23 protein-coding genes are annotated in these 22,279 nt (G+C 57.7%); 5 read left to right on the plus strand and 18 right to left on the minus strand.

All coding sequences use genetic code 11. The features are described 5' to 3' along the window. Complete coding sequence (locus LGL98_RS15660) at positions 1-132, minus strand: hypothetical protein (protein WP_168435258.1); 132 nt, start codon at positions 130-132, stop codon at positions 1-3. Between the two features lie 39 nt (positions 133-171). Here LGL98_RS15660 and mfd point away from each other — a divergent pair, with 39 nt between their 5' ends. Beyond that, positions 172-3,618 (plus strand): transcription-repair coupling factor, encoded by a 3,447-nt coding sequence (mfd, locus tag LGL98_RS15665; protein ID WP_136030710.1) that lies wholly within the window; start codon positions 172-174, stop codon positions 3,616-3,618. A 164-nt stretch (positions 3,619-3,782) separates the two neighbouring features. Then, entirely contained in the window at positions 3,783-4,742 is a 960-nt protein-coding gene (ldtC, locus tag LGL98_RS15670; RefSeq protein ID WP_136030708.1) for a L,D-transpeptidase LdtC, read from the plus strand. 127 nt (positions 4,743-4,869) lie between these two features. Here ldtC and bhsA read toward each other — a convergent pair whose 3' ends face one another. Then, positions 4,870-5,127: a multiple stress resistance protein BhsA gene (gene bhsA, locus LGL98_RS15675; RefSeq protein WP_002900788.1), complete on the minus strand. Its 258-nt coding sequence runs from the start codon at positions 5,125-5,127 to the stop codon at positions 4,870-4,872. A 133-nt stretch (positions 5,128-5,260) separates the two neighbouring features. On the opposite strand from bhsA, the gene LGL98_RS15680 reads away from it, so the two are divergent. After that, on the plus strand, positions 5,261-5,380 hold the full coding sequence (locus LGL98_RS15680) for a hypothetical protein (RefSeq protein ID WP_162677765.1): 120 nt from the start codon (positions 5,261-5,263) through the stop codon (positions 5,378-5,380). Next, positions 5,377-6,012 carry a TetR/AcrR family transcriptional regulator gene (locus LGL98_RS15685; RefSeq protein WP_136030706.1) on the plus strand — a complete coding sequence of 212 codons (636 nt, stop codon included), beginning with the start codon at positions 5,377-5,379 and terminating at the stop codon, positions 6,010-6,012. The genes LGL98_RS15680 and LGL98_RS15685 overlap by 4 nt, the downstream gene beginning before the upstream one ends. 52 nt (positions 6,013-6,064) lie before the next feature. On the opposite strand, the gene LGL98_RS15690 is transcribed toward LGL98_RS15685, so the two are convergent. After that, positions 6,065-6,187, minus strand: a complete 123-nt coding sequence (locus tag LGL98_RS15690) for a hypothetical protein (protein WP_168435257.1) — start codon at positions 6,185-6,187, stop codon at positions 6,065-6,067. Positions 6,188-6,256: 69 nt separating this feature from the next. On the opposite strand from LGL98_RS15690, the gene LGL98_RS15695 reads away from it, so the two are divergent. Further along, positions 6,257-8,446: a TonB-dependent siderophore receptor gene (locus LGL98_RS15695; protein ID WP_136030704.1), complete on the plus strand. Its 2,190-nt coding sequence runs from the start codon at positions 6,257-6,259 to the stop codon at positions 8,444-8,446. Positions 8,447-8,503: 57 nt separating this feature from the next. On the opposite strand, the gene LGL98_RS15700 is transcribed toward LGL98_RS15695, so the two are convergent. The 15 genes from LGL98_RS15700 to fabF form a co-directional block, all read right to left on the minus strand. Beyond that, the gene (locus LGL98_RS15700; protein WP_002900781.1) at positions 8,504-9,043 is read right to left on the minus strand and encodes a glycine zipper 2TM domain-containing protein; all 540 of its coding nucleotides are present in this window, start codon (positions 9,041-9,043) and stop codon (positions 8,504-8,506) included. Between the two features lie 193 nt (positions 9,044-9,236). Then, the gene (locus LGL98_RS15705; protein ID WP_008805997.1) at positions 9,237-10,541 is read right to left on the minus strand and encodes an NAD(P)/FAD-dependent oxidoreductase; all 1,305 of its coding nucleotides are present in this window, start codon (positions 10,539-10,541) and stop codon (positions 9,237-9,239) included. 245 nt (positions 10,542-10,786) lie between these two features. After that, the gene (gene ycfP / locus LGL98_RS15710) at positions 10,787-11,329 is read right to left on the minus strand and encodes an alpha/beta hydrolase YcfP (RefSeq protein ID WP_136030702.1); all 543 of its coding nucleotides are present in this window, start codon (positions 11,327-11,329) and stop codon (positions 10,787-10,789) included. A 35-nt stretch (positions 11,330-11,364) separates the two neighbouring features. Continuing rightward, positions 11,365-12,375: a beta-N-acetylhexosaminidase gene (nagZ, locus tag LGL98_RS15715; protein WP_168435256.1), complete on the minus strand. Its 1,011-nt coding sequence runs from the start codon at positions 12,373-12,375 to the stop codon at positions 11,365-11,367. A 23-nt stretch (positions 12,376-12,398) separates the two neighbouring features. Next, positions 12,399-13,226, minus strand: a complete 828-nt coding sequence (gene thiK, locus LGL98_RS15720) for a thiamine kinase (RefSeq protein WP_136030699.1) — start codon at positions 13,224-13,226, stop codon at positions 12,399-12,401. Then, complete coding sequence (lpoB, locus tag LGL98_RS15725) at positions 13,207-13,845, minus strand: penicillin-binding protein activator LpoB (protein ID WP_168435261.1); 639 nt, start codon at positions 13,843-13,845, stop codon at positions 13,207-13,209. Before lpoB ends, thiK begins: the two co-directional genes overlap by 20 nt. A 21-nt stretch (positions 13,846-13,866) precedes the next feature. Beyond that, positions 13,867-14,241 carry a YcfL family putative periplasmic lipoprotein gene (locus tag LGL98_RS15730; protein WP_136030695.1) on the minus strand — a complete coding sequence of 125 codons (375 nt, stop codon included), beginning with the start codon at positions 14,239-14,241 and terminating at the stop codon, positions 13,867-13,869. 4 nt (positions 14,242-14,245) lie between these two features. Then, the gene (gene hinT, locus LGL98_RS15735) at positions 14,246-14,602 is read right to left on the minus strand and encodes a purine nucleoside phosphoramidase (protein WP_025712386.1); all 357 of its coding nucleotides are present in this window, start codon (positions 14,600-14,602) and stop codon (positions 14,246-14,248) included. A 261-nt stretch (positions 14,603-14,863) separates the two neighbouring features. Next, positions 14,864-16,297 (minus strand): PTS glucose transporter subunit IIBC, encoded by a 1,434-nt coding sequence (ptsG, locus tag LGL98_RS15740; RefSeq protein WP_136030693.1) that lies wholly within the window; start codon positions 16,295-16,297, stop codon positions 14,864-14,866. A 297-nt stretch (positions 16,298-16,594) separates the two neighbouring features. Further along, a complete protein-coding gene (locus LGL98_RS15745) occupies positions 16,595-17,389 on the minus strand; it encodes a metal-dependent hydrolase (protein ID WP_136030691.1) in 795 nt (264 codons plus the stop codon). Between the two features lie 10 nt (positions 17,390-17,399). Next, the gene (gene holB, locus LGL98_RS15750; RefSeq protein WP_136030689.1) at positions 17,400-18,404 is read right to left on the minus strand and encodes a DNA polymerase III subunit delta'; all 1,005 of its coding nucleotides are present in this window, start codon (positions 18,402-18,404) and stop codon (positions 17,400-17,402) included. After that, positions 18,401-19,042 carry a dTMP kinase gene (tmk, locus tag LGL98_RS15755; protein ID WP_136030687.1) on the minus strand — a complete coding sequence of 214 codons (642 nt, stop codon included), beginning with the start codon at positions 19,040-19,042 and terminating at the stop codon, positions 18,401-18,403. Before tmk ends, holB begins: the two co-directional genes overlap by 4 nt. After that, the gene (gene yceG / locus LGL98_RS15760) at positions 19,032-20,054 is read right to left on the minus strand and encodes a cell division protein YceG (protein WP_136030685.1); all 1,023 of its coding nucleotides are present in this window, start codon (positions 20,052-20,054) and stop codon (positions 19,032-19,034) included. Before yceG ends, tmk begins: the two co-directional genes overlap by 11 nt. A gap of 1 nt (position 20,055) precedes the next feature. After that, the gene (pabC, locus tag LGL98_RS15765; RefSeq protein ID WP_136030684.1) at positions 20,056-20,865 is read right to left on the minus strand and encodes an aminodeoxychorismate lyase; all 810 of its coding nucleotides are present in this window, start codon (positions 20,863-20,865) and stop codon (positions 20,056-20,058) included. Positions 20,866-20,990: 125 nt separating this feature from the next. Then, positions 20,991-22,232 (minus strand): beta-ketoacyl-ACP synthase II, encoded by a 1,242-nt coding sequence (fabF, locus tag LGL98_RS15770; protein ID WP_136030682.1) that lies wholly within the window; start codon positions 22,230-22,232, stop codon positions 20,991-20,993. Positions 22,233-22,279 lie beyond the last annotated feature (47 nt).

Consider the following 22,279-nt stretch of genomic DNA (forward strand, 5'->3'; position numbering starts at 1 on the left):
TTACTTATTTATCTTTACGCTTATCCACGGCGCTGACCTTTCTTCACCCAACACGCAATGGCAATTCGGGTTGGCGAATCCAGACCAATCGCGGATAATCTCACTATTGAATATCAGCGAGTTGCCCTCCATATCGGCAGAGCGAATCCCCAAGAGATCATGAAACCGTCTATGCCTGAACAATATCGATACTCATTGCCGGTCAAAGCCGGCGATCAGCGCCAGCTTGGCGAGTTGACCGGCGCAGCCTGCGCCACCCTGGTGGCGGAGATGGCCGAACGCCACAACGGCCCGGTGGTGCTGGTGGCACCTGACATGCAAAACGCGCTGCGTCTGAACGACGAAATCAGGCAGTTTACCGACAGCATGGTGATGGGGCTGGCGGACTGGGAAACGCTCCCTTACGACAGCTTCTCGCCGCATCAGGACATTATCTCCTCCCGTCTTGCCACCCTTTACCAGTTACCCACCATGCAGCGCGGCGTGCTGATCGTCCCGGTCAGCACCCTGATGCAGCGCGTCTGTCCGCACAGCTTCCTTCACGGCCACGCGCTGGTGATGAAAAAGGGCCAGCGCCTGTCGCGCGATGCGCTGCGCGATCAGCTGGAGGGGGCTGGCTACCGCCATGTCGATCAGGTGATGGAGCACGGCGAATATGCCACTCGCGGCGCGCTCCTCGACCTGTTCCCGATGGGTAGCGATCAGCCCTACCGCCTTGATTTCTTTGACGATGAAATCGACAGCCTGCGCCTGTTCGACGTCGACAGCCAGCGCACGCTGGAGGAAGTGGCGGCCATTAATCTGCTGCCGGCGCACGAGTTTCCCACCGACCAGACCGCCATCGAGCTGTTCCGCAGCCAGTGGCGCGATCGCTTTGAGGTGAAGCGCGATGCCGAGCATATCTATCAGCAGGTCAGCAAAGGGACGCTACCTGCCGGTATCGAATACTGGCAGCCGCTGTTCTTCAGCGAGCCGCTGCCGCCGCTATTTAGCTATTTCCCGGCCAGCACGCTGATCGTTAACACCGGCGATCTCGAGGCCAGCGCGGAGCGATTCCAGAATGAAGCCCGCGCCCGCTTTGAAAACCGCGGCGTTGACCCGATGCGCCCGCTCCTGCCGCCTGAGCTGCTATGGCTGCGCAGCGACGAGCTGTTCAGCGAACTGAAAAAATGGCCGCGCGTACAGCTGAAAACCGAGCGCCTGCCGGACAAAGCGGCGAATACCAATTTAGGCTACCAGACGCTGCCGGACATCGCCGTCCAGGCACAAAACAAAGCGCCGCTGGATAATCTGCGCCGCTTCCTCGAAGCGTTTACCGGCCCGGTGATCTTCTCGGTGGAAAGCGAGGGTCGCCGTGAAGCGCTGAGCGAAATGCTGGCGCGGATTAAAGTTGCGCCAAAACACGTCCTGCGTCTGGAGGAAGCCACCGGCAACGGCCGTTATCTGATGATTGGCGCCGCCGAGCACGGGTTTATCGACAGCCAGCGCGGCCTGGCGCTGATTTGCGAGAGCGACCTGCTCGGCGAGCGGGTCGCGCGCCGTCGTCAGGATTCCCGTCGCACCATTAACCCCGACACCCTGATTCGCAACCTTGCCGAACTGCATATCGGCCAGCCGGTCGTTCACCTGGAACACGGCGTGGGCCGCTACGCGGGCATGACTACCCTGGAAGCCGGCGGCATCACCGGCGAATACCTGATGCTGACCTACGCCAACGATGCCAAACTATACGTTCCGGTATCGTCCCTGCATCTTATCAGCCGCTACGCCGGTGGGGCGGAAGAAAATGCCCCCCTGCACAAGCTGGGCGGCGATGCCTGGACCCGGGCGCGACAAAAAGCGGCTGAGAAAGTACGCGACGTGGCGGCCGAGCTGCTGGATATCTACGCCCAGCGCGCGGCGAAGGCGGGTTTTGCCTTTAAACACGACCGCGAACAGTATCAGCTGTTTTGCGATGGCTTCCCGTTTGAAACTACGCCGGATCAGGCGCAGGCGATCAACGCCGTCCTCAGCGATATGTGCCAACCGCTGGCCATGGATCGCCTGGTGTGCGGCGATGTGGGCTTCGGCAAGACCGAAGTGGCCATGCGCGCCGCTTTTCTCGCCGTGGAGAACCACAAGCAGGTGGCGGTACTGGTGCCGACCACCCTGCTGGCTCAGCAGCACTATGACAACTTTCGCGATCGTTTCGCCAACTGGCCAGTGCGCATCGAAATGCTCTCCCGCTTCCGCAGCGCTAAAGAGCAGGCACAGATCCTTGAGCAGGCCGCGGAAGGCAAAATCGATATCTTAATCGGCACTCACAAGCTGTTGCAGAGCGAAGTGAAGCTGCGCGACCTCGGGCTGCTGATCGTCGACGAAGAGCACCGCTTTGGCGTTCGTCACAAAGAGCGCATCAAAGCGATGCGCGCCGATGTCGATATCCTGACCCTCACCGCCACGCCGATCCCGCGAACGCTGAACATGGCGATGAGCGGGATGCGCGATCTGTCGATCATCGCCACGCCGCCGGCGCGCCGTCTGGCGGTGAAGACCTTCGTTCGCGAATACGACGCCCTGGTGGTGCGCGAGGCGATCCTGCGCGAAACGCTGCGCGGCGGCCAGGTCTACTATCTGTTTAATGACGTTGAGAACATCCAGAAAGCCGCCGACAAGCTGGCGGAGCTGGTGCCGGAGGCGCGGATCGCCATCGGTCACGGTCAGATGCGGGAGCGCGAACTGGAGCGGGTGATGAATGACTTCCATCACCAGCGCTTCAATGTGCTGGTGTGCACCACCATCATCGAAACCGGGATCGACATTCCCACCGCCAACACCATCATCATCGAACGCGCCGACCATTTTGGCCTCGCCCAGCTGCACCAGCTGCGCGGCCGCGTTGGCCGTTCGCATCACCAGGCCTATGCCTGGCTGCTGACGCCGCATCCGAAAGCGATGACCACTGATGCGCAAAAGCGCCTCGAGGCCATTGCGTCGCTGGAAGATCTCGGCGCCGGCTTTGCGCTGGCGACCCACGATCTGGAGATTCGCGGAGCCGGGGAGCTGCTTGGGGAAGATCAGAGCGGACAGATGGAAACCATCGGTTTCTCCCTGTATATGGAGCTGCTGGAGAACGCAGTCGATGCGCTGAAAGCCGGGCGCGAACCTTCGCTGGAAGATCTGACCAGTCAGCAGACGGAGGTTGAACTGCGCATGCCTTCCCTGCTGCCTGACGATTTCATCCCCGACGTCAATACGCGTCTGTCATTCTATAAGCGCATTGCCAGCGCCAAAAACGAACAGGATCTGGAGGAGATCAAAGTCGAGCTTATCGACCGTTTTGGCCGCCTGCCCGATGCCGCCCGCAACCTGCTGGATATCGCCCGTCTGCGTCAGCAGGCGCAGAAGCTGGGGATCCGTAAGCTGGAAAGCAACGAAAAAGGCGGCGTGATCGAATTTAACGAGAAAAACAACGTCAATCCGGTGTGGTTGATCGGCCTGCTGCAGAAGCAGCCGCAGCACTTCCGCCTGGACGGGCCGACGCGCCTGAAATTCATGCAGGACCTGGAGGAGCGTAAGACGCGGATGGACTGGGTTCGCCAGTTTATGCGTCAGCTGGAAGAGAACGCCGTCGCCTGATTGACGGGAGATACGACCCCCCTGGCCGTATCTCTCTTCCTACATACCTGGCAATCTTTACAAACATTTTGCAATCTGCCTGGATTTCCCCACACAGACTCACGCCATAATCTCATTTGCTTTTCGTATAAAAATAACCAGTTATATATTTTGGAGTTATGGTAATGAGAAACCGTTTCCCCGTGACGCTCTGGCTGGCGCTGGTCGCGTTGGTCACCGCGCTGGCCCTCCCCGCGCGCGCAAACACCTGGCCTCTTCCCCCGCCGGGCAGCCGACTGGTGGGTCAGAATCAGTTCCACGTGGTGCAGGATAACGGCGGTTCGCTGGAGGCGATTGCCAAGAAGTACAATGTCGGCTTCCTGGCCCTGCTGCAGGCCAATCCCGGGGTTGACCCCTATGTTCCGCGCGCCGGCAGCGTTCTAACCATCCCCCTGCAGACGCTGCTGCCCGATGCGCCGCGCGAAGGGCTGGTGATTAACCTCGCTGAACTGCGCCTCTACTATTACCCGCCGGGTAAGAATGAAGTGACCGTCTACCCGATCGGCATCGGCCAGTTGGGCGGAACCACTATCACACCAACGATGGTCACGACCGTGTCCGACAAGCGGGCCAATCCGACCTGGACGCCAACCGCCAACATTCGCGCCCGCTACAAGGCGATGGGGATTGAGCTGCCAGCGGTGGTGCCTGCCGGTCCTGACAACCCGATGGGCCATCACGCCATCCGCCTTGCCGCCTATGGCGGAGTCTATCTCCTGCACGGCACCAATGCCGATTTCGGCATCGGCATGCGCGTCAGCTCCGGCTGCATTCGTCTGCGCGATAACGATATTAAGGCGCTGTACAACACTATCTCGCCGGGCACGAAGGTGAATATTATCAATACGCCGATCAAGGCGTCGGTAGAACCGGATGGCCGCCGTCTGGTTGAGGTCCATCAGCCGCTGTCAGAGCATATCGATGACGATCCGCAGACCCTGCCCATTACGCTTAATGCGGCCATGACTGCGTTCAAACAGGCGCCGCAGACCGACGGGACGGTGATGGAGCGCGCGATGAATTACCGCTCGGGCATGCCGATTGACGTCACCCGTCATGCAGACCCTGGACCGCAGTCGCTATAGTCTCCGCTGCAGAAAACAAAAAACCCGCCTGATGGCGGGTTTTTTGTTGGCAAGGGTCAAACAGGGGTACAACAGGGTCTTACTCATCGCTGTCCGGTGAAGGGGGCCGGGCAGCGACGCATCGGGCTTACTTGTAGATAACAGCGGTACCGTGAAGGGTATTCGGACCGGTTACCGAAGTAATACGGTATGAAGTGGCCCCCATCTCATCCGCTTTCTGCGCCAGCTGGTCTTCTAGCGAACCTAGGTTAGTCCCCGCGGAAGCAGAGATGGTGCCCACTTTATGCTGGCCGGCAGGGGTGGACTGCACCTCTACAGCGGCAAAGCTAGCGAAAGAAAGGGAGCTAAGAACGGCGGCAATAGCCAGAGTATTAACGGTTTTCATGATTATTATACCTGTGCAGATGAATTTTTTAGTAGGGTCGTAAGCATTAACTTAACGATCGATAGATAAATGATAATGTGATCTACATCACACGTCAACGCATTTTTATAACGATCGTTTAACTATTTATAAAATGCTTAAATTTCATACGCATATGAATTATTTATTTTTAAACCAACAGCGCTGGCCCCGGCGATCGTTTATTTTTATAATGGCCTTTCACCAAACCAACATAGGTACAACGGCATCATGACAACTGACGTTCAAAGTTGCGCCAAAAAAAGCCGTGGCCGACCGAAGGTGTTCGACAGGGATGCGGCGCTGGACAAAGCCATGACACTCTTCTGGCAGCACGGCTATGAGGCGACCTCGCTCGCCGATCTGGTCGAGGCGACAGGAGCAAAAGCCCCCACCCTGTATGCGGAATTTGTGAATAAAGAAGGACTATTCCGCGCAGTGTTGGATCGTTACATTTCGCGCTTTGCCGCGAAGCACGAAGCCTTGCTGTTTGCCGAGGGAAAATCCGTCGATCGGGCGTTGCGCGACTACTTCACGGCGGTCGCCACCTGCTTTACCAGCAAAGAGACACCGGCCGGCTGCTTTATCATCAATACCTCTGCCGCGCTGGCCGCCTCCTCGACGGATATCGCCAATACCATCAAATCCCGCCATGCGATGCAGGAGCAGGCGCTAACCCAGTTTCTGCAGCAGCGGCAGGCGCAGGGCGAACTGCCCGCGGGCCGCGATCTCGGGCAACTGGCGCAGTTTCTTAACTGTGTTCTGCAGGGGATGTCGATTAGCGCGCGGGAAGGCGCGGATTTCGACAAACTGATGCAAATCACCGACACCACCCTCCGTCTCTGGCCGCAGGTCCTCGAGTCCTGATGCGCCCTGCTTCCGGCGGTATTCTGCCGCCGGATCCGCTCTCCTGTAGCCGTTATCCCCACAAAATAGATTGATTTCTATTCCCTTTTCTCGCGCAAGATAAACGCAAATGATATTGATTGCGATATTCATTATGTGCAAAATCCTTTTTTGAGTTTTTCCAGATGTTTCGCATTGTAACTAATACCGGCCTGACGTCGGCCTATAACAACGACAAAGCAACTTGCTCATAAAAGGAATGGATATGAAAAAGCGCCTCTGGGTGCTCCACCCTCTGCTGCTGGTCAGCACGCTGCCTGCGCTGGCGGCTCAGTCTGATGAAGAAAGCATCATCGTTAGCGCAAACCGCACCCATCGCACCGTGGCCGAAATGGCCCAAACCACCTGGGTCATTGAGGGCCAGGAGATTGAGCAGCAGGTCCAGGGCGGGAAAGAGTTCAAAGACGTGCTGGCGCAACTGATCCCGGGCATCGACGTCAGCAGCCAGGGACGCACCAATTACGGGATGAACATGCGCGGGCGCGCCATCGTCGTGCTGATCGACGGCGTCCGGCTCAATTCCTCACGTACCGACAGCCGCCAGCTCGACGCCATCGACCCATTTAACATCGAACATATCGAAGTGATCTCCGGGGCGACCTCGCTGTACGGCGGAGGCAGTACCGGCGGGCTTATCAACATCGTCACCAAGAAAGGACAGCAGGATCGTCAGGTCGATCTTGAGGTGGGCAGCAAGAGCGGGTTTGCGAACAGCAACGATCATGATGAGCGCGTCGCGGCGGCCGTCAGCGGTGGGACAGACCACGCATCCGGGCGCTTATCGGTGGCTTATCAGCGTTTCGGCGGCTGGTACGATGGCAATAATGATGCGCTGATCCTCGATAACACCCAAACGGGGCTCCAGCATTCTGACCGCCTCGACGTGATGGGGACGGGGACGATTGAGATCGATGATAACCGCCAGCTGCAGCTGGTCACCCAGTATTATAAAAGCCAGGGCGATGATGACTATGGTCTGTGGCTTGGGAAGAACATGTCCGCGGTCACCAGCGGCGGCAAAGCCTACACCACCGATGGGCTCAATTCCGACCGTATCCCCGGTACCGAGCGGCACCTGATCAGCCTTCAGTACTCCGATGCCGACTTCTTCGGTCAGAATCTGGTGAGCCAGGTGTACTATCGTGATGAGTCCCTTACCTTCTATCCGTTCCCGACGCTTACGAAAGGCCAGGTCAGTAGCTTCTCCTCGTCGCAGCAGGATACCGATCAGTATGGGGCAAAGCTGACCCTTAACAGCCAGCCGCTGACGGGCTGGGATCTCACCTGGGGTCTCGACGCCGATCATGAAACCTTCAATGCCAACCAGATGTTCTTCGATCTGCAACAATCGCTGGCTTCCGGCGGGTTGCACAACGAATCGATCTACACCACCGGCCGCTATCCGGGATACAGCATCTCCAACGTCGCGCCGTTCCTGCAGTCCAGCTACGATCTGAACGATATCTTTACCGTCAGCGGCGGGGTACGCTACCAGTGGACCGAAAACCGGGTCGACGACTTTGTCGGCTACGCTCAGCAGCAGGATATCGCCAACGGCAAAGCGCGCTCCGCCGACGCCATCAAAGGCGGCAAAACCGATTACGATAACTTCCTGTTTAACGCCGGGATCGTGGCCCACCTGACCGACCGTCAGCAAACCTGGTTTAACTTCTCGCAGGGCGTCGAGCTGCCGGACCCCGGTAAATACTATGGCATCGGTAAATATGGCGCAGCGGTGAATGGTCATCTGCCGCTGATCTCCAGCGTCAACGTCGATGACTCGCCGCTGCAGGGGATCAAAGTTAACTCGTACGAGCTGGGATGGCGCTACACCGGCGATAACCTGCGCACCCAACTGGCGGCGTACTACTCGACTTCGGATAAGACCATTGTCGTCAACCGCACCGACATGACTATCGACGTTCAGTCCGACAAACGGCGTATTTACGGCGTTGAGGGGGCGGTCGACTACTTTATTCCGGATAGCGACTGGAGCGTCGGCGGTAACTTCAACGTGCTGAAATCCCAGGTGCAGACCGATGGCCGCTGGCAAAAATGGGACGTCACCCTCGCCTCGCCGTCTAAAGCCACTGCCTGGGTTGGCTGGGCGCCGGATCCGTGGAGCCTGCGCGTGCAGAGCCAGCAGGTGTTTGACCTCAGCGACGCCGCCGGCAACAAGCTGGAAGGCTATAACACCGTCGATTTTATCGGTAGTTACGCGCTGCCGGTGGGGAAACTGACCTTCAGTATCGAAAACCTGCTTAACGAAGACTATATCACTATCTGGGGCCAGCGCGCGCCGCTGCTCTACAGCCCAACCTACGGCAGTTCGTCGCTGTATGAATACAAGGGCCGTGGTCGCACCTTTGGTCTGAACTACGCTTTAACCTTCTGATAAAAAAAGCCCCTCAGCCTGAGCGTTTGAGGGGCTAATCAATACACAAATCTGTTTTTAGATTTTGTTGTTCAGGACCAGCTGGCCATTGTTGTCCAGCGGGATCTGGCTGCCAGGATCGTGATCCATGCGGATTTTCCCCTGCTGATCGCCTATCTTATAGGTCACATCATAGCCGAGCATTTTATCGGATTTGTCATACACCGTTTTGCAGCGCTGCTGGGTGGTGGTGTAGGTATCGTTGTCCTGCATCGCGCCCTGGATCTGGTTACCGGCATAGCCGCCGCCCAGCGCACCCACGACCGTCGCCACACTGCGTCCATGGCCACCGCCAAACTGGTGGCCAATCACCCCACCCGCCACTGCGCCCAACACGGAGCCAGCGATGCGGTTTTCATCCTGTACCGGACGACGATGGGTCACCGTGACATTGCGGCATTCCTGACGCGGGGTTTTCACGGTTTCTTTAATCGGTGTACTGGAGACCACTTGTGCATACTGCGGGCCGCGATCTAACACGTTGAGACCAGCGACAGCTGCAACGCCCAGCGCGGCAGCCACGCCTATCCCTATACCCGCCAACATAGATTTATTCACGGGAGATCCTCCTTTGTTACTGTTGATACAATTTTGCAACCGGAGCCGGGAGGGCGCAAATCAGATAGCGGATGAAAAGTGCGAGAATTCGCTGCAAATCAAAGGGATTCAGAGGATTCCGAGCGGGAGCGCCGCGGTTTCTGGGAGTGAGCCCGGAGGCGCTGTCAAGGCGCGCTCCGGGTAAAGACAGGGATTAGTGCAGCTTAAGACGCGGGCGAATGATACGGTTGATACGCCCGACCAGCATCATCAGGCCGGTCTTGAAGTAGCCATGCAGGGCAATCTGGTGCATACGGTACAGGGAAATGTACACGAAGCGCGCAATGCGCCCTTCCACCATCATCGAGCCGCGCATCAGGTTACCCATCAGGCTACCGACAGTGGAGTAATTGGACAGCGACACCAGCGAGCCATGGTCTTTATAGGTGTACGCCTTCAGCGGTTTGCCTTTCATCTGCGCCAGGATGTTGTTCAGCGCGCAGGTCGCCATCTGGTGCGCCGCCTGGGCACGCGGAGGCACAAAGCCGCCTTCCGGACGCGCACAAGAGGCGCAGTCGCCGATGGCGAAAATATCCGCATCGCGGGTGGTCTGCAGCGTCGGCTCAACCACCAGCTGATTGATACGGTTGGTTTCCAGGCCGCCGATTTCTTTCATGAAATCTGGCGCTTTGATCCCGGCCGCCCAGACCATCAGATCCGCCTCAATGTATTCGCCATCTTTAGTGTGCAGGCCGCCCGCATCCGCGCTGGTGACCATGGTCTGCGTCAGCACCCGTACGCCCAGCTTGGTCAGCTCATTATGCGCCGCTCCGGAAATGCGCGGCGGCAGGGCCGGCAGAATGCGCTCACCCGCCTCAACCAGCGTGACGTTCAGCGCTTCGTTAGTCAGCCCTTTGTAGCCGTAGCTGTGCAGCTGTTTCACCGCATTATGCAGTTCAGCGGAGAGCTCCACGCCGGTGGCGCCGCCGCCGACGATGGCAATGTTTACTTTACCGTTAGCGCCGAGGTTCGCGGAGTATTTAAGGAACAGGTTGAGCATTTCCTGATGGAAACGACGCGCCTGGTGCGGGTTGTCGAGGAAAATGCAGTTCTCTTTTACGCCAGGGGTATTGAAGTCATTCGAGGTACTGCCCAACGCCATGACCAGCGTGTCGTACGGCAGTTTACGCTCAGCCACCAGCAGCTCGCCTTTTTCATTGCGCAGCTCACCGAGGGTAATGGTCTTCCCTTCGCGATTAATATCGACCACCGAGCCCAGCTGGAACTGGAAACCGTGGTTGCGGGCATGGGCCAGATAGCTCAGCGCATCAACGCCTTCATCCAGAGAACCGGTGGCCACTTCGTGCAGCAGCGGCTTCCACAGATGGCTGTGGTTACGGTCCACCAGGGTGATTTTCGCTTTTTTATGGCGCCCTAACTTTTTCCCCAGCTGAGTAGCCAGTTCCAGTCCGCCAGCGCCGCCACCCACAATTACGATTTTTTTCAATGGCGTAGTCATGTGTACCCCTAAAATTATTAACCAATTGTTAAGTAAAAGTTATTGTAATAGCCTTTATTTAACAACAAGTTACGTCAATGAAACCATTCAGCACTGTCGAGAATACCATGAACGGTGCATTGGTCATACCAAAATTGATGTGCATCAAGTTTTGTCGCGTATTTTTTCAGCGAAACCAATAAGTGTAGACATGAAAAAACCCGCGTGGTGAACCCGACGCGGGTTTGGGAACAAGAGAAAAGCAGTTAACCGAGGGTTTTAAACGCTTTCAACCGCTGCAGATGCGGCGAGATGTTTTTAAATTTATGGGTCTGCTCTTCATCCCAGATAATTTCATAATAATGGTGCAGGAGATCGGCGGAACGCTGGCTGTTCAGCGCTTCATCCTGCCGGGAGAGCACCACCAGGCAGCGATCGCGGTTCTTCTCGCGGAAGTTGGTCACGCACTTGGTGGCGATGTCAGCATACTCTTCCGGTCGGTCGATTTTGCCTTCCATGTTCTCATGCGGAAACAGGTTTGGATTGAACACCGCCTGGCGGATATCGCACAGAAAACCAATCCGCTCCGCCCAGTAGCCGCCAAGGCCGACGCCACAGATCAGCGGCCGGTCATCGGCAGTGAGCTGCAGCATTTTATCGACCTCTTTCAGCAAATGCTGCATATCGTGCTTGGGATGACGCGTGCTGTAGCTTATCAACCGCACGTCCGGGTCGATAAACTGCAGTTGCATCACCTTCTCATGGTTACCGGGGCTGTTCGAGTCAAAACCGTGTAAATAGATAATCATCGCATCCTCACCTGACAACAACGCCCCACAGAGCGTTACGCGGACTTCGCCTCTTGCCAGCGCGCATGAAGCTGCTCCAGCTGGGCACTCACCGTTTTCCAACGGGCTGAATCCCTTAACTCCTGACGGGAAAAGGAACCTTTATGATACAATTTCGTAACACGCTCTGCTTTGATCGGCGACAGGTTATCCAGCACACTGACCGCGCCTTTACGATTATTGCAGACCAGTATCATATCGCAACCGGCGTCCAGCGACGCCTGGCCACGTTCGGCATAGCTGCCCATGATCGCTGCCCCCTCCATCGACAGATCGTCGGAGAAAATCACCCCGTCGAAGCCCAGCTCGCCGCGCAGCACCGTTTTCAGCCAGTACGCCGAGCCGCTGGCGGGACGCGGATCGAACTCCGGATAAATCACATGCGCCGGCATAATGGCATCCAGACGCTGCTCGGCGATAAGGCTTTTGAACACCGCCATATCGTGGTCGCGGATAACCGATACCGGCCGTGGATCGAACGGTGTTTCTTTGTGCGAATCAGCAGTCACCGCCCCGTGTCCCGGGAAGTGTTTGCCGGTGGTTTTCATGCCCGCGGCGTGCATACCGTCAATGAAGTGACGCGCCATCGCCAGCGCTTTTTGCGGATCTTCGTGATAAGAACGTTCGCCGATCGCGGCGCTGATATGGCCGACGTCCAGCACCGGCGCAAAGCTAATATCGATGTCCATGGCGATCATTTCGCTGGCCATCAGCCAACCGGCCTCAGCGGCCAGTTTGCCCCCCTCTTCCATCCCCAGCAGCGCGGCGAAAGACTGGGCCGCCGGTAAACGGGTAAACCCTTCGCGGAAACGCTGAACCCGCCCCCCTTCCTGATCGACCGCCACCACCAGATGGTTTCGGGAGGCGTCGCGGATCTGGCGCACCAGCTCGCGCAGCTGCGCCGGATCGTGATAATTTCGGGTAAAGAGGATCAACCCTCCCACCAGCGGATGCGCCAGAATCTCTCGCTCTTCCGCATCCAGTTCATACCCTTCGACATCCAACATCACTGGGCCCACACTGACCTCTCTTATCCTTTGCGTTCGTTGTCTAACTGACACCATGTTTCATCTGCCAGCGTGATAAATTGCCGATCCCCGCTCTGCCGCCAGCGCATTTCATACCAGCCCGCCATCAGCAGCAGTACCCACGGGCGCCAGCGCGCAACCTGCCGCCGAAGCAGCTGCGCGTCGATCGCCGCCCGCCGGGCATACGCATCCACCAGCTGACGGCGCTCGCCAGGCGCGCTCCACACCGCGGCCAGCTCCAGCGCAATATCACCATCGCCGGCATATTCCCAGTCGATCAGCCTCAGACCGGACTCATTATGGATAATATTGCCGGCATGGACGTCCATATGCAGCGGCGCCAGTCGCAGAGGACGGGGCTCGCCCTGGCGGCGCAGCCGCTGATGCCAGCGCAGCCAGCGCGGCGTGCGCCGCGCTGGATCGCACCTCTGCCAGTACTGGGCCAGCAGCGGTGTGAGGCTAACACGCCAGCCAAACCGCGGTTGCTGATGCAAATCATACAATAAGCCCGACAGCTGCGGGGAGGCTGGTAACGCGCTTTTTACCTCACCCGCGCAATACTCCACCACCATCCAGCAGGGCGAGTAAAACAACGGGGCTGGGGCCAGCCTGACGGGTAGTCGGCGGAGTGCGCGATACTGACGGCGAAAATAGCAAGTGGCGGCAGACGGATCGTGCGGCTGACGCAGCACGTGCCGCCGGTCGCCATCGCTGATAATCACACTGCCGCCGCTGAGGCCACTCTGACCCAGCGAGACGACAGGATGATAGTGGGGAAAGAAGCGCGACAAGAGTTCGTCGCGCGTTAGCTTATTGTTGCTGAACCGCACCTTTACCTGACCAGATAATCTCGCCGGTTTGCACCAGCATGAGCTGCATTTTCAGCTCAGGCGCGTTGACGTTGCCAGTGGCATTGGAGTAAAGCACATACTGCGCGCCCACGTTGCGGGCGATGCCCATGGCTTTGCTGCGGCTGCCAAGGCTGTCCTGCGGCGACAGGCCCAGTTGCTGCTTGGCGACCGCCAGCTGCTGCGCCGATACCAGGGTAAATTTACCGTTGCCCGCCAGCGCGTTGCGTAACGCGGTGGTCGCTTCCCCGGCATTCAGCGAACCATTGGTGCGGTTGTTCACGCTGTCAACCAGCAGAATACTGCCCGCATTGACCCCACTCGCCTGCAGCATCTGCCCCACCAGCGGCTGGACCGCGCCGTTCCAGTCATAATGACGCACACGCGGCGCTGGTTGACCCGACTGCTGATCCTGATGCTCAATGGGCCCCGGCTGCGATGGGACGGATGGCACCGCCGGTACCGTCGGCACCGTGGGCTGCGGCTGCGCAGGCTGCTGCGGCTGCGGTTTCGCCTCTTCGACCGGCGCGGGCTGCTCCCGCAACCCCGCACAGCCTGCGAGGAATATCGCCAGTGCTGTGATTAACGCATAGCGACACATTTTCATCATTATAATTACCCCTTACAGATAAAGATAAAGGCGGGCCTTATGCGCCCCCAGGATATTGGCGCTGCCGTACAACGTCACGGAAGAGCGGGCCGGAACCACAATGGTGCGTGGTGCCTCCAGCGGATGCATTTCGAGTCCGCGAGCGTCATACCAGAAAAAACGATAATGCACGGTGATCGGCTGCTGGCGCTCGTTATACAGCGTTGAGGAGGCGGTGGCCTGGATCTCCGTCGCCACGACCGCGGGCTCGCTCGCGCTGATCCCGGCGGCCAGTACGCTCGATTCCATCACCAACGCCTGCTGCTCAGAAACGGGGATCTCCGGATGGGAACTACATCCGGCCAGCAGCCCCGCTGCCAGACACGCGCCCAAAAGGGTCTTGAGCATGGCGTTAGCCTTTGTGCGCCAGCATCGGGCCCAGCGGACGGCCGCCCAGCAGATGCATATGGATATGGTAAACTTCCTGGCCGCCGTGGCGGTTGCAGTTGACGATCAACCGGTAGCCATCGTCGGCGAGACCTTCATCGCGGGCAATCTTCGCCGCGACGGTCATCATCCGGCCCAGGGCCAGCTCATGTTCGGTGGTGACGTCATTTACGGTAGGAATCAGAACATTCGGGACAATCAGAATGTGGGTCGGCGCCTGCGGAGAGATGTCGCGAAAAGCGGTCACCAGATCGTCCTGATAAACAATATCCGACGGGATTTCCCGGCGAATGATTTTGCTGAAAATCGTTTCTTCTGCCATGACTGATTCCTTATTAGTTTAATCCCATGCGCTGGCCTGCTTCTGCAGATAAACGCGGACGCACAGGTTCAGATAAGAGTATGAGCGACATTCTCCCCCTCTTTCAACCTGAAAGCACTTTTTCTTATTCAACTATAGACTTAGCTGATGATGGAATAAGCATTTGCCGGACAATTTTCAGGGTTATCCACCTCAAAAGCCCCGTCTGAAGACGTAAAAAAGGCAGCCATTTGGCTGCCTTAGTCTCCCCGATACTACGTCTTAACTGTTACGGATGTACTCATCCATTTCAGTTTTCAGGTTATCGGACTTGGTACCGAAGATGGCCTGTACGCCTGAACCTGCCACTACCACGCCAGCGGCGCCCAGTTTTTTCAGGCCAGCCTGGTCAACTTTCGCTACATCCGCCACGCTAACACGCAGACGAGTAATACATGCGTCAAGGTTGGTGATGTTCTCTTTACCGCCGAAAGCGGCAATCAGCGCCGGAGCCATCTCGCTGGTTGCGCCAGCTTTGTTCTCTTCGGTGGTATCTTCACGACCCGGTGTTTTCAGATCCAGCGCTTTAATCAGCACACGGAAAACGACGTAGTACACGATCGCATAGCAGATACCGACGATCGGGAACAGCCACAGCTTGCTGCTGTTACCGGACAGGACGATAAAGTCGATCAGGCCGTGAGAGAACGAGGTACCGTCACGCATACCCAGCAGGATACAGATCGGGAACGCCAGACCTGCCAGGATGGCATGGATAACGTACAGGATCGGTGCCACGAACATGAACGAGAACTCGATCGGCTCAGTGATACCGGTCAGGAACGAGGTCAGCGCAGCGGAGATCATGATACCGCCCACTTTAGCGCGGTTTTCCGGTTTAGCAGAGTGCCAAATCGCGATAGCCGCTGCCGGCAGACCGTACATTTTGAACAGGAAGCCGCCAGACAGTTTGCCCGCGGTCGGGTCGCCTGCCATGTAGCGCGGGATATCGCCGTGGAACACCTGACCAGCCGCGTTGGTGTATTCGCCGATCTGCATCTGGAAAGGAACGTTCCAGATGTGGTGCAGACCAAACGGCACCAGGCAACGCTCGATGAAACCGTAGATACCAAACGCTACCACCGGGTTCTGATAAGCAGCCCACTGGGAGAAGGTTTGGATCGCGGAACCGATCGGCGGCCAAATGAAGGAGAGGATCACGCCGGTAAAGATAGCGGCCAGACCGGAGATAATCGGTACAAAGCGCTTGCCCGCAAAGAAGCCAAGGTACTCTGGCAACTTAATGCGATAGAAGCGATTGAACATGTACGCGGCGATAGCACCGGAGATAATACCGCCAAGCACGCCGGTATCAGCCAGGTGTTTTGCCGCAATCTCGTCAGCAGGTAAATGCAGCACCAGCGGCGCAACAACCGCCATGGTTTTCACCATGATGCCGTAAGCCACGACTGCAGCCAGTGCGGATACACCGTCGTTATTGGTGAAGCCGAGGGCCACACCGATAGCGAAGATCAGCGGCATGTTGGCGAAAACTGAACCGCCTGCTTCTGCCATAACGTGGGAGACCACGGCTGGCAGCCAGCTGAAGTTTGCGGAACCGACGCCCAGCAGGATACCTGCGATAGGCAGTACGGATACCGGCAGCATCAGCGATTTACCGACCTTCTGCAGGTTAGCAAATGCATTCTTAAACATAATTGAGAGTGCTCCTGAGTATTTGGTACTTTTTTTACGTTTTCACGCATTGGCCCGGGGGGAGAACCGCGCCGTGGACAGGACATCTAAGCGCCCTTTATTTATTACACAGAGTAAAATAATTAACAGGATGATTGTTTGACGGCTATCACGTTTCAATCAGCCTTACGGTAAAAATTTACATCAGCTTACATAAGATGTATCTGGATGTTGCAAAAAAACCTTCACCGCCACTTTTGTGGCGGTGAACTTTACTCGCTTTGGCTATTAATTACGAGCCTTAAAATAATAAGCAGATCAAGCGGGTTGCAAGCGGGCGGGGTCAATGTGGAACAGAGTGGCAAAATTGTCGGTGGTCTGCTGGGCCAGCTGCTCCAGCGACACCCCCTTCAACACCGCCATGTATTCAGCAACGTCACGCACCAGCGCCGGCTGGTTCTCTTTGCCACGATGGGGTACCGGCGCCAGGTACGGCGAATCGGTCTCCACCAGCAGGCGATCCAGTGGAACATAGCGCGCCGCATCACGCAGCTGCTCCGCGTTGCGGAACGTGACGATACCGGAAAACGAAATATAGAACCCCATGTCGAGCAGTTTACCCGCAGTCTCCCTGTCCTCAGTGAAACAGTGTAGTACGCCACCGCAATCCGTCACTTTTTCTTCGCGCAAAATCGCCAGGGTGTCGGCACGCGCGTCGCGGGTGTGGACGATCACTGGTTTATTCAGCTCGCGGCCGATGCGAATGTGATCGCGGAAGGAGGTTTGCTGCTGAGTTTTGGTTTCCGGGGTATAAAAATAATCCAGACCGGTCTCCCCCATCGCCACAACGCCCTCTTCCGCTGCCAGCGCGCGCAGGGTCTCGACCTCGTAGGGCTCGTCCTGGTTTAACGGGTGCACGCCGCAGGAGAAGACGACGTTATCACGCGTCCCCACCAGCTCACGCATACTGCGGTAGCCGGGCAACGTCGTGGCGACCGCGAGGCAAAATTTCACATCGCGCGCGGCCGCTTTTGCCAGCACGTCGTCGACGTTTTTGTGCAAAGTTTGATAATCCAGACCATCAAGATGGCAGTGGGAGTCGACTAAAAACATAATGTCTCACTCAGAGGTGGGAGACGGGTAAAACCGTCCCAGGTTGCAGGTAATGTTCCCAGCGCAGCAAGCGCTCGGTAAGCAGCAGTTCGCGGTTAACGCCGACGACGTTCAGCAATTGCTCGCGGCAGGTACAGACGTCATCAGCGATCGCCTGCAGCCGGGCGGCCGGCAGGCTGTGCGCCAGCTGCTCCAGCAGCGGCCAAACGTCCGGATTACTCACCAGGGCAATCCCCTGCTGTCGTTTTTGCGCATCGACCAGCAGCGATGCCAGCCAGTGCAGGCGAACCGCCGCCTGTTCATGATTAAGTATCGCCAGTAGCGCCAGCCAGTCACCGCTCGCCAGGGTAGTCGCCAACGCCTGACACAGCTGCTGTCGCGCCGTCCACTGCGGCTCCTGTAGCACTTCGAGCGCCGCAGCCGGCGCGCCAGCGCACAGACGTAACGCCGTCAGCAGCGCTTCCTGCGGCTGGTTCACCTCCCGCGACAGCCAGGCCAGAGCATAAGATTCTGAGGGTGGCGCCAGATGGTACAGCCGACAACGGCTGCGCAAGGTGGTCAGCAGACGTGCCGGTTCCTCACAGGCGAGGAAGAACCAGGTATTCTCCGGGGGCTCCTCCAGCGTTTTCAGTAAGGCGTTAGCGGCAGCATCAGTCAGCAAGGCGGCATCGCTAATCCATACCACTTTCGCCCCACCGAGGCGCGCGCGCTCATAGAGCTTTTCATTAACATCGCGCACCGCGTCAATGCCCAGCGCGCTCTTGCCCTTCTCAGGGCTTAGCGAATAGTAATCAGGATGCGTACCGGCCTGCATCAACTGGCAACTATGGCACTGGCCGCAGCTTTTATGCCCTTCGGGCTGGCGGCACATCAGGAAGCGGCATAGTGCGTAAATTAACGCCTCGCCGCCCATCCCGCGCAGGGACTGTAACAGTAAGGCGTGGTGGCCTCGTCCGGTCTGATAGCTACCGACCAGTTGCTCGAACGAGGGGCGCAGCCACGGATACCATTTCATGCCGGCTGCTCCGCCATCCACTGGGCGATCGTGGCGCGAATGTCACGCGCTACGGCGTCCAGCGACTGAGTCGCGTCAATCGTACGGATTGAAGGATCGGCTGCGGCCAGCTCAAGATAGCGCGCACGGGTGCGATTGAAGAAGTTCATGGACTCCTGCTCAATGCGATCCAGCTCGCCGCGGGCCCGGGCGCGCTGCAGCCCGACTTCTGGCGTGACGTCGAGGTACAGCGTCAGATTGGGGCGAAAATCGCCGAGTACCGCGTCGCGCAGCGTCGCCAGCATCGTGCGGTCAATTCCCCGACCGCCGCCCTGATAGGCCTGAGTCGACAGATCGTGACGATCGCCGATCACCCACTGGCCGCGGGCCAGAGCAGGCTTAATCACGGTCTCCACCAGCTGGACGCGCGCCGCGTAAAACATCAGCACTTCTGCTTTATCATTAATGACTTCATCGCCTGTGGACTGGATATCCAGCACCAGGCTACGCAGCTTTTCGGCGAGGATGGTGCCCCCCGGCTCGCGGGTAAACACCATATCGTGAATACCTGCCGACTGCAGCGTCTCCACCACCAGTTGACGCGCGGTGGTCTTCCCGGCGCCTTCCAGCCCCTCGATGACGATATAGTTACTGCGCATTTTTTTCCTTAAGTACTTTCAGATAGTCCTGCACCGCGCGGTTATGGCTGACCAGGTTTGTGGTAAACGTATGGCCCCCTTTCCCGTCGGCGACGAAATAGAGATATGGCGTTTTCGCCGGATGGGCGGCCGCCTTCAGTGACGCTTCGCCCGGCACCGCGATAGGGCCTGGCGGCAAGCCGCTGATGGTATAAGTATTGTATGCGGTCGGCGTCTCGAGATCCTTACGCGTTAACTTACCAGTATATCCTTCGCCCATCCCGTAGATCACGGTCGGATCGGTCTGTAAGCGCATACCGATGCGCAGGCGGTTGATAAATACCGACGCGACGCGATCACGCTCTTCCGCCACCGCGGTCTCTTTCTCAATAATCGAGGCCATGGTCAACAGCTGGTTCTGATCGGCATAGGGCAGATTCTCCATCCGTCCTTCCCAGATCTTCGCCACTTCGGTGACCATTTTCTGATGCGCGCGCTTGAGGATGGCGATATCACTGGTATTAGCGGTGTACATCCAGGTATCCGGCCAAAACCAGCCCTCCACCCAGTCGGCATGCTCGAGCCCTAACGCCTTAGCCACCGTCGCGTAGCTGTCGTCATCAAGCGTGTGTTTCACGTACGGGGCATCGCGCAGCTGGCGAAGGTAGTCGCTGACGCGCATACCTTCGACAAAGCGCAACGGAAACTGCGCCTCTTTACCGCTGGCCAGCAACTGCAGCATCTCGCGCACCGTCATCTGCGGGGTGAAGCGATAGGTCCCGGCTTTGAAGTGAGACAGCTCAGGTTCCACCCGCAGCAACCACTGGAAAACGCGCGGGCGATTGATCACCTTCTCGCGATAAAGATCCTCGCCCAGCGCCAGACGCCCGGTGCCGGCATCCAGGGTGAAGATCGTCTCTTCTTTAATCAGCAGCTTGCTGTCCGCCAGCTGGCGTACTTTCCACATGCCTGCCGCCGCGGCGATGCCCAACACCACCACTAACAGCAGAATAAATCGTAACATTTTCTTCATACTAACCAGACAGCTCACACAAAGGGGCTAAAAAATGGTAAAGCTCACGCGAGGACCAGACGGTCTCTTCCCAGCGACGAACCGGCACCAGTGGCATCAGCGCATTACAGATCAGTACCTCATCGGCTTCACGCAACGCCTCGGGGCGCGCAGTGACTTCGACAACGCGAAATGTCGATGGTGCCAGCTGCGCAATACAGCGCTGCCGCATAATGCCGTTGACCCCGGCATAATCGAGTCGCGGAGTAAATACATCACGTCCCTTACGCCAGAATAAATTCGCGGCACAGCATTCCGTAAGCCACCCATCACTGTCAAGGACCAGCGCCTCATCGGCGTCCGTCTGTTCAAGATGAGAGCGGATCAGCACCTGCTCAAGGCGATTAAGATGCTTCAGGCCAGCCAGCCAGGGGTTGCGGCCCAAAGGCACCGGGCTCTGGATCAGGGAAACGCCCTCCTCCCGCCAGCGCGCATAATGCGCCGGGAACGGAGAGACGCTGAGAATGCGGGTCGGTGTCAGGCAGCCCGTCGTGCTGTATCCCCTCCCGCCGGCGCCGCGGGTCAGGGTCACCTTCAGCACACCCTGCGCATGCGGCCGCGCCAGACGCTGCATCTCATCGCTCAGCGTCAGCCAGTCATCAAATGGGATGCGTAATTTTTCGCAGATCATCTGCAAACGCTGTAGATGAGCATCCAGCAGCGCAACCTGCCCGTGCTGGATGCGGGCGGTGGTAAAACAGCCGTCGCCAAACTGGGTGGCGCGATCGTTCGCCACCAGCGTGTCCTGTGCAACGCCATTTATTAAGAACATAAAGGACTCCTTTTCACTGGTCGGTCAGTGTCTCAGGACCCAAAGCAGAGGACAAGCGGAGAAAGCTGAATAAAAAAGGCCCGACGAACGGGCCTTTTGTTAAAGCTGTACCGGGGCAAGCCCTGTCATACTTTTTTGAAGATTAACGAACCGTTAGTGCCGCCAAAACCGAAGGAGTTGCACAGGGTGTACTCCATACCGGAAACCTGACGCGCTTCGTGCGGAACGAAGTCGAGGTCGCAGCCCTCATCCGGGTTGTCGAGGTTGATCGTCGGCGGAACCGCCTGATCGCGCAGCGCCAGGATAGAGTAAATCGACTCTACCGCCCCTGCCGCACCCAGCAAATGCCCGGTCATGGATTTGGTGGAGCTCACCAGTACGCGGCTCGCTGCCTCACCGAAGACAGACTTAACCGCCTGCGCTTCCGCTTTATCACCAGCCGGCGTCGAGGTGCCGTGGGCGTTGACGTAGCCAATCTGGCCCGGTTCGATGCCCGCATCGCGAATGGCATTGACCATCGCCAGCGCAGCGCCAGCGCCATCTTCCGGCGGAGACGTCATATGGTAAGCATCGCTGCTCATACCAAAGCCGACGATCTCGGCGTAGATTTTGGCGCCGCGTTTTTTCGCATGCTCGTACTCTTCCAGCACTACCATGCCCGCGCCATCGCCCAGCACGAAGCCATCGCGATCTTTATCCCACGGACGGCTCGCCGCCTGCGGGTTGTCATTGCGCGTAGAGAGCGCACGTGCTGCACCAAAACCACCCACGCCAAGCGGGGTACTGGCTTTCTCCGCACCGCCTGCCACCATCGCATCGGCATCGCCATAGGCGATGATGCGCGCGGCCTGGCCGATGTTGTGCACACCTGAAGTACATGCAGTCGCGATAGAGATACTTGGCCCGCGCAGACCAAACATGATGGTCAGATGCCCGGCCACCATGTTAACAATTGTGGAAGGAACGAAGAATGGGCTGATCTTACGCGGTCCACCGTTAACCAGCGAACTGTGGTTTTCTTCGATCAAGCCGAGACCGCCAATACCGGAGCCGATAGCGGCGCCAATACGGGTTGCATTCTCTTCCGTCACTTCAAGGCCAGAATCCTGCATGGCCTGAACGCCAGCGACAATTCCATATTGAATGAAGGCATCCATCTTGCGCTGCTCTTTGCGCGAGATAATGTCATCACAGTTAAAATCCTTTACTAAGCCAGCAAATTTCGTTGCATAGGCGCTAGTATCGAAATGGTCGATCAGGCTGATGCCACTCTGACCGGCAAGGAGAGCTTTCCAGGTAGACTCTACGGTGTTGCCGACAGGAGACAACATGCCCAGTCCGGTCACAACTACACGACGCTTAGACACGTTTGTCCTCCAGGGAGGGAAAATAGATTCTTGTGGGACAAAAAAAA

Origin of the sequence: Klebsiella africana, assembly GCF_020526085.1 — a bacterium.
GTDB lineage: Bacteria > Pseudomonadota > Gammaproteobacteria > Enterobacterales > Enterobacteriaceae > Klebsiella > Klebsiella africana.

Excerpts from the sequence above, each read along its gene's own strand:
- yceG (WP_136030685.1), bottom strand. The coding sequence starts at position 20,054 with ATGAAGAAAATGTTACGATTTATTCTGCTGTTAGTGGTGGTGTTGGGC.
- LGL98_RS15745 (WP_136030691.1), bottom strand. The coding sequence starts at position 17,389 with ATGTTTTTAGTCGACTCCCACTGCCATCTTGATGGTCTGGATTATCAA.
- LGL98_RS15695 (WP_136030704.1), top strand. The coding sequence starts at position 6,257 with ATGAAAAAGCGCCTCTGGGTGCTCCACCCTCTGCTGCTGGTCAGCACG.
- tmk (WP_136030687.1), bottom strand. The coding sequence starts at position 19,042 with ATGCGCAGTAACTATATCGTCATCGAGGGGCTGGAAGGCGCCGGGAAG.
- nagZ (WP_168435256.1), bottom strand. The coding sequence starts at position 12,375 with ATGTTGGATGTCGAAGGGTATGAACTGGATGCGGAAGAGCGAGAGATT.
- ptsG (WP_136030693.1), bottom strand. The coding sequence starts at position 16,297 with ATGTTTAAGAATGCATTTGCTAACCTGCAGAAGGTCGGTAAATCGCTG.
- ldtC (WP_136030708.1), top strand. The coding sequence starts at position 3,783 with ATGAGAAACCGTTTCCCCGTGACGCTCTGGCTGGCGCTGGTCGCGTTG.
- LGL98_RS15730 (WP_136030695.1), bottom strand. The coding sequence starts at position 14,241 with ATGCTCAAGACCCTTTTGGGCGCGTGTCTGGCAGCGGGGCTGCTGGCC.
- mfd (WP_136030710.1), top strand. The coding sequence starts at position 172 with ATGCCTGAACAATATCGATACTCATTGCCGGTCAAAGCCGGCGATCAG.
- LGL98_RS15660 (WP_168435258.1), bottom strand. The coding sequence starts at position 132 with ATGGAGGGCAACTCGCTGATATTCAATAGTGAGATTATCCGCGATTGG.
- LGL98_RS15705 (WP_008805997.1), bottom strand. The coding sequence starts at position 10,541 with ATGACTACGCCATTGAAAAAAATCGTAATTGTGGGTGGCGGCGCTGGC.
- LGL98_RS15690 (WP_168435257.1), bottom strand. The coding sequence starts at position 6,187 with ATGCGAAACATCTGGAAAAACTCAAAAAAGGATTTTGCACATAATGAA.
- LGL98_RS15680 (WP_162677765.1), top strand. The coding sequence starts at position 5,261 with ATGCTTAAATTTCATACGCATATGAATTATTTATTTTTAAACCAACAG.
- lpoB (WP_168435261.1), bottom strand. The coding sequence starts at position 13,845 with ATGTGTCGCTATGCGTTAATCACAGCACTGGCGATATTCCTCGCAGGC.
- holB (WP_136030689.1), bottom strand. The coding sequence starts at position 18,404 with ATGAAATGGTATCCGTGGCTGCGCCCCTCGTTCGAGCAACTGGTCGGT.
- pabC (WP_136030684.1), bottom strand. The coding sequence starts at position 20,865 with ATGTTCTTAATAAATGGCGTTGCACAGGACACGCTGGTGGCGAACGAT.
- bhsA (WP_002900788.1), bottom strand. The coding sequence starts at position 5,127 with ATGAAAACCGTTAATACTCTGGCTATTGCCGCCGTTCTTAGCTCCCTT.
- ycfP (WP_136030702.1), bottom strand. The coding sequence starts at position 11,329 with ATGATTATCTATTTACACGGTTTTGACTCGAACAGCCCCGGTAACCAT.
- LGL98_RS15685 (WP_136030706.1), top strand. The coding sequence starts at position 5,377 with ATGACAACTGACGTTCAAAGTTGCGCCAAAAAAAGCCGTGGCCGACCG.
- hinT (WP_025712386.1), bottom strand. The coding sequence starts at position 14,602 with ATGGCAGAAGAAACGATTTTCAGCAAAATCATTCGCCGGGAAATCCCG.